Origin of the sequence: Streptomyces sp. NPDC046805 (genome assembly GCF_040645355.1) — a bacterium.
Taxonomy (GTDB): Bacteria; Actinomycetota; Actinomycetes; order Streptomycetales; family Streptomycetaceae; genus Streptomyces.
This window is the reverse complement of record NZ_JBEYYC010000001.1, coordinates 49844-65092: the sequence shown is the minus strand read 5'-3', so window position 1 is coordinate 65092 and position 15249 is coordinate 49844. Positions and strand designations below refer to the sequence as shown.

Genomic DNA, 15249 nt, shown 5'->3' with positions numbered 1-15249 from the left:
GAGTCCCCTCAGTGGCACTGAACGACAACGCCACCCTCGTCATCGGTAGTGGCAACTACCTGACCGCCCCCGTCGGAACCGACCTCCCCGAAGACCTGCTCGTCCCGACCTCTCCGTGGGCGACCGTGGGTCACACCTCCCTGGAGGACATCCTCTCGATCTCCTCGGAGGGCGGCGAGGCCACCACCATCGGCACGCTCCAGAACAAGAGCCTGCGCACCAAGTACTCGGCCCGCACCGAGACCATCGCCCTGACCCTCCAGCAGTTCGACATCGCCGGCCTCAAGCTGTACTACGGCGCGAACGCTCCGGTCCTGGCGAACGGCACCGTGGGCGTGCCGACCGAGCCGACCCCGACCGTCGCCGCGTTCCTCGCGGTGTTCGTGGACGGCGAGAACTACTTCGCGATCTACGCCCCGAAGGCCGAGATCTACCGCGCGGACGACATCTCCATCGGAGACACGGAGTCCCTCGCCGGCCTGCCGATCGGTGTGAAGCCGATCGCCCTGGGCTCGAACACCTACACCTACGCGATCACCCCGCTTGGTGCAAGTGTCGCAACCGGCGCTTCCGCTGGTACGCCTGGCTCCTTCAGCCCGGACGGCTCGGTCGTCCCGGCCAACATCGCCGCGCTGGCCTCGGTCATCGCGACGCCTTCCTCGGCCTGGACCGTCGGCCAGTACGTCACCCTCGGCGACGCCAGCAAGGCGCACTGGGACGGAACGTCCTGGGTCACCGGAACGGCCTGATCAGACCTCACCTGATCTTCCCCGCTGTGCAAGTGGTGCGGACCTCCTTGCACAGCGGGGGCCCTTCGGGGCTCTTCGCTCGACGGTCCGCGCTCTGTTCCCCCCCCTACCTCTGGAGGTCCGCAACCCCATGGCCGTTTTCTCTCTCGACAACATCCGTGCCGCCGCTGAAGCGAAGTACGGTTCCACCGACATCGAGCTCGGCGACGGCTTCGTCGCCCGACTGCTCAACCCCCTGCGCCTCCCGAAGGAGAAGCGCGCCGAGCTGCTGAAGATCCAGGAGAAGCTGGACGGCGACGACGCCGACCAGGAGCAGGTGCTCGCGGACGCGATCCGCCTGGTCGCCGAGAACGACACCGCGGGCGAGAAGCTGCTCGACGCGGTCGGCTCCGACCTCGCGGTCCTGGCCCAGATCTTCGCCTCGTACAGCGAGGGCACGCAGGTGGGGGAAGCCTCGGCCTCGGAGAGCTGATCGACAAGTACGGCGAGGGCATCTACCCCGACCTGCTGCTCCACTACGGAGTCGACCTCACTGAGGTGATCGCAGGTCGGGGGCCCGCGCCGGCACTCGTCCTCGCTCTCGTCCAGGGGCTACCCGACACGTCCCTCACGATCGCCCTCGCGTCGGGCGGACGTGAGCACCACGGCTGGGGCGTCGACCGCCACATGGCCGCGGACATCTTCGACGCGATCAACCAGAACACCAGGGCCACCGGCCAGTGGGGCAAGGGCAAGGCGCCCAAGATCCCGCTGTGGCCCCGCCCCAAGCCGGCCAAGAAGGACGCCGGCACCGAGGGCAAGAAGGGCCGTCGCGTCTCCGTGGCGGATCTCTACAACAAGTTCAACGCCAAGCGGAGGTAAGCGATGCCCCAGGGCCAGGTCATCGGACGCGTCAGCGTCCGCGTCCTCCCCGACACCAGTGACTTCCGCAGACAGGCGAGCAAGGAGCTGGACAGGGAGGAGAAGCGGCTCAAGGTCGAGGTCCAGGTCGTGCCCAACATGACCGGCTTCGAGCGCCAGTTGCTCACCGAGGTCTCGAAGATCAGCCAGCGCAACCGGCAGTCGGATGCGCGCAAGGTCAAGATCTACACCCGGATCGACACGAGCACCATGTCCGGCGAGCTGGCCAAGGCGATCCGGAAGTACAGCGACAAGGCCAAGACCGGCGACAAGGTGCAGCTCCAGTCGGAGCTCGACGCCGGGGACATCAAGCTGAAGATCAGCGAAGAGTCCCTGCGCGAGATGACGCACCAGCTCAAGAAGTGGCGGGACAACAACTCCCCGCAAAAGATCACGATCCAGCCGGACCTGTCGGCCGTCAGCAACGCCACCACCTCGGCCCGCCTGGGTGTCCTGACCCGGCCCCGCAAGGTCTCGATCGTCCCCGAGCTGAACAACGCCGCGGTCGCCAAGGTCGCTACCGCGCTGGCCGCACTGTCCGGCGCCCGCGTGCTGAACAAGATGTTCAGCGAGTTCGGCGAGTTCCTCTCCAACCTCGACCGCTCCGTCCCGATCATCGGCACGATGGCCACGGCCATCGCCGGCCTCGCAGGCGTGGCCCTCGCAGGCGCGAGCAACCTCTTCGCCCTGTCGGCCTCGCTCGCTCAGATCGGACCGACGGTCGCCCTGCTGCCCGGCCTGATGGGCGGCTTCGCGGTCGGACTCGGCGTCACGATCGCCGCGTTCAAGGACTTCAACAAGGTCATCCCCGAGGTCAAGCAGACCCTCTCGGATCTCCAGAACACGATCAGCACGAACTTCTGGGCCAAGGCCGAGGCACCGATCCGCAGCATGGTCGACAGCCTCCTGCCGGCCTTCCGCAAGGGTGTTGCCGACACGGCCACCGAACTCGGCGGATTCTTCGGCTCGTTCGCCAAGAACCTCGGGACGTCCCTGTCCCCCGCGATGGGCCAGATGTTCGACGACCTGTCGAGCTCGATCACCATCGCGACCGGCGGGACGCAGGCGTTCGCCGACATCATCGCCACCCTCGGCAAGGTCGGCACCTCCTACCTGCCGCAGCTCTCGCAGTGGTTCGTCAACATCTCGAAGCAGTTCGCCGACTTCTTGAAGAAGAAGGGCGAGAACGGCATCAAGGCCGAGATCGACGAGGGCATCCAGGCCCTGAAGGATCTCGGCGGCGTCCTCTACAACACGTACGGCATTCTGTCCGGCGTCGCCCAGGCGGCGACCGAGGCGGGCGGTACGTCGCTGGGCTCGCTGAACGATGCGCTCGCAGCCATCCACAAGACGGTCGACTCCCCCGGCTTCCAGTCCGGCCTGGTGGACGTGTTCAACGCGGCGCACGTCGCGATGAACAACATCGCCGGCCGCTCGGGTCCTGCCGTCAAGCAGCTCTTCACCGAGCTCGGCGGCCTGATGACCACGGTCCTGCCGCAGGCTGGCGAGATCATCGGTACGGCGCTCGGCGCTGTCGCCAAGGCGCTCGCCCAGCCGGCCGTGACTGACGGCATCAAGAACCTGTTCACCGGCCTCGACGGCGCGGTGACGGCTCTCGCTCCCGCGATGGCTCCGCTGGGCCAGGCGCTCGGCGCGATCCTCTCGATCGTCGGTACGGCGCTGCCCGTGTTCGCGCAGCTCATCTCCGCGGCGATCATCCCGCTCGCGGGTGCGTTCTCGCAGCTCGTCCCGCAGCTCGCCCCGATCATCCAGCTCCTGGGTGGTGCACTGACGCAGGCGTTCAACGCGCTCGCGCCGGTCATCCAGCAGATGGTCCCGGTCGTCGGTCAGATGCTGGGCGCTGCGTTCCAGTTTCTCGGGCAGCTCCTGCCCCCGATCGCGGCGATCTTCCAGCAGCTTCTCCAGGCGGCCATGCCGCTGGCCAAGGCGTTCATGGACGCTCTGGCTCCGATCCTGCCGGTCCTCGCCGACGCGCTCGGCCAGGTCATGTCGGCGCTCCAGCCGCTCATCGCGGTCGCGCTTCAGATCATCTCGGCCGTCATCACCCCGCTTCTGCCCATGCTGTCCGAGGTCATCCAGTCGGTTCTGCCGCCCCTGGCTGACGCGGTCCAGCGTGTGGTCGAGGCGCTCCAGCCGTTCCTCGAAGCGCTGCTCGCGGTCGTGAACTTCCTGATGCCGATCCTCGTACCGGTCATCCAGTTCATCGTCGAGCTGCTGGCCGGCGCCCTGGTCGCCGCCATCAACGGCGTGGGCCTGGTCCTCGAAGGACTCAAGGAGTACTTCGTCGGCCTGTGGGAGTACGTCTCCGGATGGTTCCAGCTCTTCGTCGACCTGTTCTCGGGCAACTGGAGCAAGCTCGGCGACGACGCGATGCAGATCTGGAACGGCATCGTCGACATGCTGCACGGCGTCTGGGACGTGATCCTCGGCGCGCTGGAGTTCTTCTTCAACGTCGGCATTCTCGGCGCTGCGGGCAAGGCCATGAAGGGCCTGGGCGCACTGTTCGAGGCTGGGTGGAAGGCTGTCACCGAGCTGTTCACGGGAGCCTTCGCGGCGATCCGTGGGTACTTCAGCCTCTTCATGACCGGCGCCAAGGGCCTGGCCCTGGACGGCATGAAGGCGATCGGGAAGTTCTTCTCGGACGGATGGTCGGCCGTCACCGGCTACTTCCGCCTGTTCTTCTCGGGTGCCAAGCAGCTCGTCCTCGACGGCCTGTCGGCCATGAAGAAGTTCTTCGTGGACGGCTGGAACTCGATCAAGACGACGGCCTCGGCCAAGCTGAGCTCGCTGGTCTCCACGATCTCCGAGTGGATCGGCAAGGCCGTCACCAAGATCAAGGAGCTGCCCGGCAAGGCGAAGTCCGCACTGGGCTCGCTCGGTTCGACTCTGCTGTCCGCCGGTAAGGAGCTGATCAAGGGCTTCATCTCCGGCATCAGCTCGATGTTCAGTGCGGTGAAGTCCAAGCTCGGCAGCCTCACCGACAAGCTGACGGACTGGAAGGGCCCGCTCCCCAAGGACAAGGTCCTTCTCTACAACGCCGGTGTCGTGATCATCAAGGGTCTGATCAAGGGCCTTGAGTCGCAGTACGACAACGTCAAGAAGTCCCTGACCGGACTGACGGACCTGATCGGCAAGGCGAAGCTGAGCAAGAGCGTGACCGCCAAGGTCAAGTCCGACCAGGCGCAGTTGAACAAGCTGCTCGCCTCGTACGACAAGATCAAGGCGAAGCTCGACGACGCCAAGAAGTCCCTCGCGGATCTGAAGCAGGCCAAGGCCGACTACGCCGCGCAGGTCGCCCAGAAGATCGTTGATGACGCCAACGTCACCAACATGGAGGGCGGCTTCACCGGGATCATCGAGCAGCTCAAGCAGGCTGTCGCCCAGACGAAGCACTTCGCTGACGTCCTGGCCAAGCTGAAGAAGCTCGGGCTGAACGCGACGACGTTCGACCAGCTCGCGCAGGCGGGACCCGAGGCCGGCATGGCTGCGGCCGAGGCGATCCTCAACGCGGGCCAGGCGGGCGTCAACTCGGTCAACGACCTGGAGAAGCAGCTCGACGCGGCGGCCACCAAGGTCGGCAACACCGCGGCCCAGGTGATGTACGACAACGGCATCCACATGGCTGAGGGATTGGTCAAGGGTCTGGAGTCGCAGGCCGACAAGATCGAATCCCAGATGCTGAAGATCGCGGACTCGATGGTGAAGGCCATCAAGAAGGCGCTCGGCATCCACAGCCCGTCGAGGGTGCTGGCCAAGATCGGCGCCTACGTCGGCCAGGGCTTCCGCAAGGGTCTGCTGTCCGAGCAGGCCGGCATCGCTGCGGCGGTGGAGGACAGCCTCATGATCGGCCAGACCACCAACTCCACGGCACGCAACATCGCTTCCGCGGTGGGCAGCGCCCTGGGGTCCGGCTCCTCGACCGGAGGCAGTTCGAAGGTTCTCAACTACTACGCGGCACCCGGCTCTTCCCTCGGCACCGAGGAAGACCTGTTCGCCGCCGCCAACCGAGCCCGGATGGGATGGTGAAAGTGTGCCAAAGCTCCTGCTCGTGAGCGGCGCGGATACGGTCGACCTCAACGAGATCGACGAGCTCGGGATCGGGTTCCAGGCCAAGTCCGGTGTGACTGGCCTGGGCCTGCCGCCCGTGTCAGTGCAGTGGTTGGAAGGCGCCGGGGACGGCGCCGTCTTCCGAGGGACCAGAGTCCAGACCAGGGACATCGACATACCCATCGAGATCCTGGCGCTCGACCGCGGCGACCTCCAGGCGAAGCTCTCCCGGCTGGCACTCGTGCTGGCCGGGGGGTGCTCCCTGGTCCTCCAGGACGAGGACGGTACGCAGTGGGCCACGGACGTGTGGCGCGTCGGGGGTGGCGAGTACACCTACGGCGGCGACACGATCGGCAAGAACGAGTTCCAGACGGTCCTCACCCTGCGGGCCGGCGACCCGTACTTCACCAGCTCTCAGCAGCAGGTGCGGACGATCTCCGGCGCCGGCACCGCGGCCCCGTTCCTGTCGGCGCTGGTGACCATGACGGTCGCCCCGTCGCAGGCGATCGGCTCGATCGACCTGACCAACACGGGCGACGCTCCGGCGTATCCGGTGTGGGAGGTCCGCGGCCCCGGCGACCACTTCATCGCGACCTCGCCCACGGGTGAGGTGATCAAGTGGAACGGCACCCTGACCTCCGCCCAGAAGCTGGTCATCGACACCCGCAAGGGGACGGTGACTGACGGGACCGGCGCCAACCGGTACGACCTGTTGGACACCGCCCCACGCTTCTGGACCGTGGAGCCCGGCGACTCCACCGCGGGTGCGTCTCTGTCCAACACCACCAGTGCTTCGCAGATCACCTGCTCCTGGTATCCCCGGAAGTGGATGGTGATCTGAGTGCGCCTGCAAGACATCACCGTCGAGGTGCGTGACAAGGGCCTGACCCGTCGGGGCATCATCCGCCCCGAGGAACTGGTCCTCGAACTCACCGACAACTTCAACAACCTCGGCTCCTGGAAGCTGAGCCTGGCGTCCGAGCACCCACTGTGTGACACGCTCCGGACGCCCGGCTCGGGCCTCATCGTGACCGGCCCGGATGACGTCCTGTTGTCCGGGCCGATGGTCACGTCGGAGTTCTCCTCGACGCCTACCGACCCTGCGGGCACGGTGTCCTTCGAGGGCGTGTCTGACACCGTCATCCTGGCTGACGCACTGGCCTACCCCCAGCCGTCAAACGCTGACGCCACCAGTCAGACACAGGCGCATGACGACCGCTCCGGTGTGGTGGAGACCGTCATGCACGCGTACGTCAACGCGAACATCGGTCCGGCAGCACCGGCCGCCCGGCGCAAGACGGGGCTCATCATGGGCGCCGACGGAGCGCGCGGGCCGATCATCAGCCAGTCCGCCCGGTTCCCCGTGCTCGGCAACCTGCTGACCGAGATCGCCCTCCTGGGCAGCCTCGGCTTCCGGGTCGTGCAGCGCGGCAGCAACCTGGTCTTCGAGACGTACGCGCTCACCGACCGCACCGCCTTCGTCCGGCTCGACGTCCGCAACGGGACACTGTCCGGACAGAAGGTCGGCATCTCCCCGCCCGGCCTCACACGCGCCATCGTCGCGGGCCAGGGCGACCTCACCGACCGGCAGTTCCTCGAAGCGGACACCGACGAGTCCGTCGCCGCCGAGGTCGAGTGGGGCCGGCGCATCGAGTCGTTCATCGACCAGCGCAACACCTCCGACTGGGCCGAGCTCCAGCAGGCCGGCGACGAGGCCCTGGCCGACTCCGGCTTCACCGCGGTCAACGTCCAGGTCGTACCGATGGAGGACAGCACCGCCCGCTTCGGCAAGGAGTGGGGGCTGGGTGACCAGCTCGTCGTCATCGTCGACGACCAGGAGCTCAAGTCCACCGTCACCGGCTACGTCATCAAGGCCGACCGGGACGGCTTCAAGCTCGGCGCCCTCCTGGGCGACCCGACCGGCTTCGACGCCAGCGCCGCGCTGAACAAGCGCGTGACCAACACCGAGACCCGACTGTCCGCGCTGGAGACCAGCTCGACGGGCGGCGGCTCGTCCGCAAGCGATCAGATCATGCACATCATGGGGGTGTGGTAACCGATGGCGAACACGCCGAAGCGTCTGTCCAGAGGTAACACCTCGACGACCCTTACCAGCATCTACACCGTGCCGACGGCCACGACGACGATCGTCACGAACATCGTGGTGACGAACTCCGGCACGAGCGCGGCGACGATCCTGCTCCAGCTCGCCGGCCTGTCGATCATCCCGAACACCTCGCTCCCCGCGAACGGCATCTTCACCCTGGACATCTCCCAGGTGATGGATGCGGGCGACACGGTCAAGATCCAGGGCAGCTCCACCACCTGCTCGTACTTCATCAGCGGAGTGGAGGTGACAGCCTGATGGGCTTCTCCGTAATCCCGGAGCCTGCCATCTCCGGCTTCACCGGAGCGACCGGCGCAGCCGGTGCTACCGGTCCGGCTGGTGCGGCCGGCCTCGTCCAGTCCGTCAACGGCAAGAGCGCGGCGAGCATCACGCTGACCGCGGCCGACGTCAACGCCCTGCCCTCGAACGCGAACGCCACCGTGGCGGCGACGTACCTGAGCGTCGACAAGGCGCCGGGCAACTACCGCGTCTTCCGCTGGATGAGCAGCGCTGTCTCCCGCTGGGAGGCGCAGGTCGACGACGTCGCCGAGGACGGCACGGGTGCCGGCTCGGACTTCCGCCTGTCCGCCCGCAACGACGACGGCACGTTCAACAAGACCGTCATCCACGCCCGGCGTTCGGACGGCACGATCACCTTCGGCACGACGACGCACCACGGCAGCGCCCAGGTCACCTCGGCCGGCGCGCTCGGCCTGCGCGACATCACCGCCGATCCGGCCACCACGACGAGCGGTGTCTTCCTGTACTCGAAGGCCGGCCTGCCCTACATCAAGCAGGCAGACGGCACCGTCTTTCAGGTCGGGGCCGGAGGCGCGGGCGCTGTCTCCTCGGTCAACACCAAGACCGGCGCGGTCGTCCTGGCCGCCTCGGACGTCAACGCCCTGCCGTCCAACGCGGACGGCACCTCGACCGGCAGCCTCACGCTCGGGGGCAGCCTGACGGCCGGCTCGACGAGCACCTTCCCCAACCTGCGCGTCGGCGCGTCCGGCACGTTCGGCGGAGGCTCGGGCAGCGTGCTCGCCATCGCCGAGGCCACGACCGTCCCCAGCTCTGCGCCGCAGGGCGTGGTGATGTACGTCGAGGGCGGCGTGCTCAAGGTCCGGCAGAAGGACCAGACGGTCGTCGTCGTCCAGAACCCTCCGGTCACCTCGGTGAACGGCAAGACCGGCGCGGCTGCGCTGACGGCGTCCGACGTCTCGGCTGTCCCGTCCTCCTCGGTCGGCGCCGCCTCGGGTGTTGCCTCGCTCGACTCCGGCACGAAGGTTCCGATCGCTCAGCTCCCCGATCCCTCGGTCCCCTCCGGGTTCACGCCCGAGGCCCTGGGCGTGAAGGCGTGGGCGGGCGACCCGGACTACTGCAACTCGGGCTCCGACTACTCGGGCGTAGGCTCGGGCCGCCTCACGGGCATCTACATCAACCGGTCCATGACGATCTCGAAGATCGTGTGGCACATGATGGGCTACTCGGGCGGCCTGCTGACCGGCTCCTGGGCCGGCATCTACGACACGGCCGGGACGCTGAAGGCCGCGACCGGCGACATGTCCACCACGACGTACAAGCCGGCCACCCAGTCCCTCGCTGGTGGTGGCTGGTCGAGCTCGCCCCTGACGTCGTCGGTCACCCTGGCGCCCGGCGTGTACTACGTCCTCTGGCGCTTCAACTACACCGCCTCCCCGGTGGACGGCCCGGCCCTGGCCCGCTACGAGAGCGCCTCGACCTGCCAGTCCGTGATGGGCAACGGCGTGACCGTATGGCGGCACGCGAGCTACACCACGTCGGCCACCTCGGCGCCGTCGACCATCACCATCGCCAACCTCGTCCGCGACCCGATCCGCTTCTGGGTCGCCCTCGCGTAAGGAGTGTGCAAGTGGGAGCGTCGCTCTACCCGCCCCCGGTCGCCCCGGACGCCACCCCAACGGTCGTCACGAGCGGCCTGACCGCAGGCTCCGGCGTCACGGTCAACAACTTCCAGGCCAGGAAGATCAACGGGGTCTGCTCGTTCGCCTTCGACCTGGCCATCACCACCAAGTTCGACGCGGGCTCGACCGCCCCGTACAACCTCGCCGACGTCGTCATCGCCACTCTGCCTGCCGGGTACCGCCCGGCCCGCACGGTCACGGCGATCTACTCGACCGGCTACGCGGACGGCGAGTGCGACGTCGAGGCCGGCGGCGCAGTCACCATCCGGACCACGAACACGTACAGCCTGAACGTAGGCGAGACGATCCGCTGCTCTGGCGCATTCGTCCTGTAACCCAAGGAGGCCCGCCAAGTGGCGATCACGTCTTACCCCTTCGACAGCCAGGCTGTCACCGAGACCGACTACTCCCGCCTGTTCCGGGAGTTCCAGACCACGGGCGTCGCCGACACCGTGGGAGGCGGCGGCTTCTCCACCTACGCAGACGGCACCGGCATGACCGTGAAGGTCAGCGGTGGCTTCGCGATCGTGCGCGGCCATGCCGTGTACTCGACGGCGACCGAGGTGCTGACCATCGCAGCCGCGGGCACGTCCTCCCGCGTGGACCGCGTGGTCCTCAAGCTCGACCCGACCGCCAACTCGATCACCCTCGCGGTGAAGACCGGCACGGCCGGCTCGTCCACTCCCCCGGCGCTGACCCAGACGGACACAGGTGTCTGGGAGTTCTCGCTCGCCAAGGTCACGGTCGGCGCGAACGTCACCTCGATCTCCGCGGCCTCGGTGCAGGGCGAGCGCAAGTTCCTCGGCGCCTCGGTCGGCGCCTGGACCACGGACACCCGGCCCGACTCCCCGCGCATGGGACGCCTCGGCTACAACCAGTCGACGACCACCTGGGAGTTCTGGAGCGGCACGGCCTGGACGAACCTCACCCAGGCGATCGACTGGCTGGCCGTCGTCAACAAGCCGGCCACGTTCGTCCCCGCGGCGCACACGCACCCGTGGACCGACGTCACCGGCAAGCCCACGACGTTCGCTCCGTCCGCTCACTCGCACCTGTGGGCCGACATCAGCGACAAGCCGAGCACCTTCACCCCGGCCACCCACTCGCACACCTGGTCCTCGATCACCTCGAAGCCGACGACCTTCACCCCGGCCTCGCACTCCCACTCCAGCTACCTGGAGTCGGGCGACACGATCTCCTGGGCGAACGGTTCGAAGAAGCCGCACGCCAACTCGGTGTCCGGGTCGGGCACTTACTACGCGGTGTGGGTCGAGGGTGACGGCACCTTCGCCCGCAATACGTCATCGGTACGTTTCAAGGAAAACGTACGGGACTTCGCGATCGACCCGGATGACGTACTGAAGCTGCGCCCGGTCATCTACGACCGCAAGGACGTGGAGCGGGAGGACGGCACCGTCCGCGAGGGACGCAAGGATGAGGTCGGCCTGATCGCGGAGGAGACCGAGGCGGCCGGCTTCGGCTGGCTGGTCAACTACCTCGACGGCCAGGTCGACGGCCTGCGGTACGACCTGCTCGGGGTCGCCCTGGTCCCGGTCGTGCAGCGCCAGGCCAAGCAGATCGAAGACCTCGAAGCGCGCCTGGCTCGCCTGGAGGCGCTGGCCTCGTGATGGAACCGAGTGTGCAAGTGGCGCTGGTGACGACGGGCGGCACCGTGTGTGTCGCTGTCGTCGGTGTCCTCATCGAGATGATGCGGCGCCAGGCGAACGCCATGACCGAAGTGCGCGAGAACGTGCAAGTGGCGCGCGACCACGTCGCGAACACGCACAGCACCAACCTCCGGGACGACCTCGACTCCGTGATGCACCGGCTCGACCGGGTCATCGACGGCCAGGAGCGGCACAGCCGCGACCTCCTGGCCCTGCGCGAGGACATCGCCCACGAACGCCGCGAGCGCCTCGCCGTGGCCGAACGACTCGACGAACACGTGGCCGCGACCGCGGCCTGACCTCGAAGGAGACACAGCAGTGAGCAACCCCACCAAGATCCTCTCGATCGCCAAGGCCGAGGTCGGCACCCACGAGAAGTACGCCGACGGCCACTGGGTCAACGGCTCGAAGTACAACATCTGGTACGGCAAGATCCCCGGCTACGGCACGGACGGCCTCGACTACCCGTGGTGCGCGGTGTACGTCGCCTGGTGCGCGGACAAGGCCGGCATCGCCAGCCTGTACCCGAAGACCGCGGGCTGCGAGACGGCTGTCGCCTGGTACCGCAAGAAGGGCCGCTTCTCGGAGTACCCCGCGATCGGCGCGCAGTTCTTCCTGGGCGCGGGCGGCGGCACGCACACCGGCATCGTCTACGACTACGACGCCAGCTACATCTACACGTACGAGGGCAACACCAACACGTCCGGGAGCGCGGAGGGCGACGGGGTCTACGCGAAGAAGCGCACCCGCGCGAGCGTGTACGGCTACGGCTACCCCGAGTTCAGCGAGGGCATCAAGTCGGCCGACCCCAAGTACGCCGACCAGGCGCCGAAGGCGGCCCCGGCCCCGGTGAAGACCCCGGCCAAGCCCGCGGCCTCGAAGCTCGTCGCGCTGAACGCTGCGGTGAAGCCGGGCGCCACGCACGCCCAGGTGAAGGATCTCCAGCACTTCCTGGTGAAGGCCGGCTACGGCCCGATCCCTGGCGCGTACAGCACCTTCTACGGTCCCGAGACCCAGAAGGCGGTCGCCCGGTTCCACAACAAGAACCCGCAGTTCCGTACGGCCGGCGTCTCCTACGACCCGAAGATCGGCCCGTCCGGCTTCAAGGAGCTCCAGAAGGAGGCGGGCGTCAAGTGAGTCGCCACGCGAAGGTGTCGAGCAAGGGCCTGGCGCGCATCGCCGGGGCCCTGCCCACCAAGTACAAGTCCAAGGCCGGCCTCGTCGCGGCGGTCATCGGTGTGGCTCTGTCCCTGGCCACCTACTTCGGCACCGACTACCCGCAGGTCGCCCTCGTCATACAGGCGCTGACCGCGTTCGGGTTCGTCGAGCAGACCGACTCGGAATGAGAGAAGCCCCCGCTGGCCTGATGGCTGGCGGGGGCTCTCTTTGTGTCTGTGTCACTACTGGTTCTTGCTGGCTTCGATCTCCGCGAAGCTGGTGATCTTCGCCCGGCGACGAGCGGGCACCGCGGTCTTCTCTGCCGTCTTCTTGGCCGGGGCCTTCTTGGCGGCGGCTCGCCTGACCGGCACCGTGGGGGCCGCCTCGGGCTCGGGCTCCGGCTCGCTCTCATCCCCGCTGACCTCCAGCTCTTCGAGCAGGTCTTCCAGGTATCCGGCGTGCTCCTCACACAGATCCTTGGAGATCTTCCGGCCGTCGCTGACCTCGATCGTGTACGTCTTGGCCGGCACCTGCTGGTCGACGTCGCACGCGACAACCTGAATCTTCATGCTGCCCTCCCGGTGTGATCCTTGCGCTGTTCTTACCCACAATACCTGTGCAGTGTTGACTGTGCTGCGGTACTGTGGAAGTGTTACAGAGCAAGATCACCCGGAGCGAGGAGGCACATGGGTAAGCGCAAGATCGTGGACGAGTCGGAGGTCATCCGCTGGTTCGAGGAAGGCAAGACCTACCAGTGGATGATCGAAGAGTACAAACGCAAATACAACATCGACACCGTCTCGTCGATGTGGGGCAACTTCCGGCGACGCCGGGGGCTGGACCGGCGGATCGTCCGGGATGACGAGCTCATCCCCTGGTTCGTGAAGGAGGAGCACCGCTGGGCCTACCCGCTCGCGATGCTCCGGGCGGAGGCTCGACGCCGCGCCGGCAAGGATCTGACGGAGACCGACGAGGGTCGGCTCAAGAACTGGAAGGAGATGTTGAAGGAGGAGGACGCGGTCGTCCACTACGACCCGGAGACTGAGGACGGCTTCTTCTACGTCCCCCGCCAGGAGGGCGACGATGACCTCATCCACCAGCCAAAGCTCAAGACGACACCGCGTCCCAACGCGGATCGTGACTGATCCACCACCGACGAGAGCCCCCCGCATCCGAACTGCGGGGGGCTCTTCGCATTCCAAGGGTACAAGACCATGTGAACCTTCAAAGATTCTGTACTTTGCGGTTACAACCTTTGCTTCCCCTCCGGAGTCTCCTGTTCAGTATGTGAAAAAATTGTGGGTGCCGTGTGCACCTTGTCGGTAATTGGATGTTGACATTCCAGTTACTGCCGTGTTGGATGGATCAAGTCAGCGACACTTGCACATGAGGAGGTCTGGTAGATGGACTACCGCCAGGGGGACGGCACCACTCCTGATGACGGAGGGTGGGTCGGCGAGTTCACCTCGGCTGACGGCCAGATCAAACTGGTCGTGAATGACCCTGAGTACGACTGGCACATCGATGCCAGGCTGGACCACAGGCCCAGCGTGATGAGGCAAGTGCTGACGCTTGCGCGTATGCATGGATTCGAACTGATGGACGAAGACGAAGGAGACCCGGAGTTCGTGGACGACGAGACGATACGCATCTACCTGGCACCGAGGGCGGCTGCTGAGCCGCTGCTTCGGGTGGTGGCCGCTTGACCCTGAACCTGATCGAGATCCCGCAGGCGCCCAAGCCTCTGCACCCGAACCTCTCGGTACCGCGCGACGGCTGGGGCCGGCCGCTCATCGTGCCGGAGGCCGGCGGCAAGCCGAAGGGCCACACCCGCACCACCACGTTCATCGACTGCATCGAGGACAAGTCGAACCTCATCGACTGGCAGGGCCGCATGGTCCTGATCGGAGCAGCCAACCGCCCCGACCTTCTTGAGCAGGCCCGCCTCCTGGACCCCGAGGACGGCGCCGACAAGAAGAAGCTGAACGCCCTGACCGAGCAGGCCAAGGACGCAGCGGGGGCGAACGAGAAGTCGCGCAAGGGCACCTACCTGCACGACCTGTCGGAGTACGTGGACCGCGGTGACCCCCTGCCCAAGGCGATCTCAGGTGCCGACCTGGACGACATGGCCGCGTACATGATGGCCACGTCCGTGCTCACGGTGGTCGCGATCGAGCAGTTCGTCGCGGTGCCCGAGCTGTCGGTGGGTGGGACCTTCGACCGGTTGTCGTACTACGACGGGCCCGGCCCGGACGGCAAGCCGATCAAGGGCAACTTCATCACCGACACCAAGACCGGCAGCATCGAGTACGGCAAGCTCAAGATGGCATCGCAGCTCGCGGTGTACTCCCGCGGCAAGCTGTACGACCACACCAGGTTCCCGGTGGACCCTTCGGAGAGCAGGGGTTTCGCCGCCTGGAAGAAGACCGAGTTCACAGCAGAGCAGGCGGCCGAGGCTTACTCGCCGCTGCCTCCCGTGAACCAGGACTGGGGCATCATCGTCCACCTGCCGGCTGGCACGGGGACGTGCGCGCTGTACTGGGTCGACCTGAACATCGGGTGGGCACTGGCCCAGCTCGCGCTCACGATCCGCAAGGCGCGGTCGACGAAGGGTGCAATGAAGCCCTTCGTGACGCAGCACACATGACCTCGGGTTGCTT

17 protein-coding genes are annotated in these 15249 nt (G+C 66.9%); 16 read left to right on the top strand and 1 reads right to left on the bottom strand.

The window, feature by feature from the left end:
• The first annotated feature begins 11 nt into the window (after positions 1-11).
• From ABZ910_RS00350 to ABZ910_RS00290, 13 genes are all read left to right on the top strand, one after another.
• The gene (locus ABZ910_RS00350) at positions 12-749 is read left to right on the top strand and encodes a hypothetical protein (protein ID WP_361356829.1); all 738 of its coding nucleotides are present in this window, start codon (positions 12-14) and stop codon (positions 747-749) included.
• 130 nt (positions 750-879) lie between these two features.
• Positions 880-1221 carry a phage tail assembly protein gene (locus tag ABZ910_RS00345; protein ID WP_361356826.1) on the top strand — a complete coding sequence of 114 codons (342 nt, stop codon included), beginning with the start codon at positions 880-882 and terminating at the stop codon, positions 1219-1221.
• 65 nt (positions 1222-1286) lie between these two features.
• Complete coding sequence (locus tag ABZ910_RS00340; protein WP_361356823.1) at positions 1287-1610, top strand: hypothetical protein; 324 nt, start codon at positions 1287-1289, stop codon at positions 1608-1610.
• A gap of 3 nt (positions 1611-1613) precedes the next feature.
• A complete protein-coding gene (locus ABZ910_RS00335) occupies positions 1614-5696 on the top strand; it encodes a hypothetical protein (protein WP_361356821.1) in 4083 nt (1360 codons plus the stop codon).
• Positions 5697-5718: 22 nt separating this feature from the next.
• Positions 5719-6558: a phage tail family protein gene (locus ABZ910_RS00330; RefSeq protein ID WP_361356818.1), complete on the top strand. Its 840-nt coding sequence runs from the start codon at positions 5719-5721 to the stop codon at positions 6556-6558.
• Entirely contained in the window at positions 6559-7773 is a 1215-nt protein-coding gene (locus ABZ910_RS00325) for a siphovirus ReqiPepy6 Gp37-like family protein (protein ID WP_361356815.1), read from the top strand.
• Positions 7774-7776: 3 nt separating this feature from the next.
• A complete protein-coding gene (locus ABZ910_RS00320; protein WP_361356812.1) occupies positions 7777-8082 on the top strand; it encodes a hypothetical protein in 306 nt (101 codons plus the stop codon).
• Entirely contained in the window at positions 8082-9701 is a 1620-nt protein-coding gene (locus tag ABZ910_RS00315; RefSeq protein ID WP_361356809.1) for a hypothetical protein, read from the top strand. The genes ABZ910_RS00320 and ABZ910_RS00315 overlap by 1 nt, the downstream gene beginning before the upstream one ends.
• 11 nt (positions 9702-9712) lie before the next feature.
• The gene (locus tag ABZ910_RS00310; RefSeq protein ID WP_361356807.1) at positions 9713-10099 is read left to right on the top strand and encodes a hypothetical protein; all 387 of its coding nucleotides are present in this window, start codon (positions 9713-9715) and stop codon (positions 10097-10099) included.
• An 18-nt stretch (positions 10100-10117) separates the two neighbouring features.
• Positions 10118-11392 (top strand): tail fiber domain-containing protein, encoded by a 1275-nt coding sequence (locus tag ABZ910_RS00305; protein ID WP_361356804.1) that lies wholly within the window; start codon positions 10118-10120, stop codon positions 11390-11392.
• Positions 11392-11730, top strand: coding sequence for a DUF2746 domain-containing protein (locus ABZ910_RS00300; protein ID WP_361358055.1), 339 nt, complete (start codon positions 11392-11394; stop codon positions 11728-11730). The genes ABZ910_RS00305 and ABZ910_RS00300 overlap by 1 nt, the downstream gene beginning before the upstream one ends.
• 19 nt (positions 11731-11749) lie before the next feature.
• On the top strand, positions 11750-12568 hold the full coding sequence (locus ABZ910_RS00295) for a CHAP domain-containing protein (RefSeq protein ID WP_361356801.1): 819 nt from the start codon (positions 11750-11752) through the stop codon (positions 12566-12568).
• Positions 12565-12777, top strand: a complete 213-nt coding sequence (locus tag ABZ910_RS00290; RefSeq protein ID WP_361356798.1) for a hypothetical protein — start codon at positions 12565-12567, stop codon at positions 12775-12777. Before ABZ910_RS00295 ends, ABZ910_RS00290 begins: the two co-directional genes overlap by 4 nt.
• Positions 12778-12831: 54 nt before the next feature.
• Here ABZ910_RS00290 and ABZ910_RS00285 read toward each other — a convergent pair whose 3' ends face one another.
• On the bottom strand, positions 12832-13158 hold the full coding sequence (locus tag ABZ910_RS00285) for a hypothetical protein (protein WP_361356796.1): 327 nt from the start codon (positions 13156-13158) through the stop codon (positions 12832-12834).
• 117 nt (positions 13159-13275) lie between these two features.
• On the opposite strand from ABZ910_RS00285, the gene ABZ910_RS00280 reads away from it, so the two are divergent.
• The 3 genes from ABZ910_RS00280 (at position 13276) to ABZ910_RS00270 (ending at position 15236) form a co-directional block, all read left to right on the top strand.
• Positions 13276-13734, top strand: a complete 459-nt coding sequence (locus ABZ910_RS00280; RefSeq protein WP_361356793.1) for a hypothetical protein — start codon at positions 13276-13278, stop codon at positions 13732-13734.
• Positions 13735-13992: 258 nt separating this feature from the next.
• Positions 13993-14295, top strand: coding sequence for a hypothetical protein (locus tag ABZ910_RS00275; protein ID WP_361356790.1), 303 nt, complete (start codon positions 13993-13995; stop codon positions 14293-14295).
• Positions 14292-15236, top strand: a complete 945-nt coding sequence (locus ABZ910_RS00270) for a hypothetical protein (protein ID WP_361356787.1) — start codon at positions 14292-14294, stop codon at positions 15234-15236. The genes ABZ910_RS00275 and ABZ910_RS00270 overlap by 4 nt, the downstream gene beginning before the upstream one ends.
• The last annotated feature ends 13 nt before the right edge of the window (positions 15237-15249 follow it).

Excerpts from the sequence above, each read along its gene's own strand:
- ABZ910_RS00345 (WP_361356826.1), top strand. The coding sequence starts at position 880 with ATGGCCGTTTTCTCTCTCGACAACATCCGTGCCGCCGCTGAAGCGAAG.
- ABZ910_RS00335 (WP_361356821.1), top strand. The coding sequence starts at position 1,614 with ATGCCCCAGGGCCAGGTCATCGGACGCGTCAGCGTCCGCGTCCTCCCC.
- ABZ910_RS00320 (WP_361356812.1), top strand. The coding sequence starts at position 7,777 with ATGGCGAACACGCCGAAGCGTCTGTCCAGAGGTAACACCTCGACGACC.
- ABZ910_RS00315 (WP_361356809.1), top strand. The coding sequence starts at position 8,082 with ATGGGCTTCTCCGTAATCCCGGAGCCTGCCATCTCCGGCTTCACCGGA.
- ABZ910_RS00300 (WP_361358055.1), top strand. The coding sequence starts at position 11,392 with ATGGAACCGAGTGTGCAAGTGGCGCTGGTGACGACGGGCGGCACCGTG.
- ABZ910_RS00285 (WP_361356796.1), bottom strand. The coding sequence starts at position 13,158 with ATGAAGATTCAGGTTGTCGCGTGCGACGTCGACCAGCAGGTGCCGGCC.
- ABZ910_RS00280 (WP_361356793.1), top strand. The coding sequence starts at position 13,276 with ATGGGTAAGCGCAAGATCGTGGACGAGTCGGAGGTCATCCGCTGGTTC.
- ABZ910_RS00275 (WP_361356790.1), top strand. The coding sequence starts at position 13,993 with ATGGACTACCGCCAGGGGGACGGCACCACTCCTGATGACGGAGGGTGG.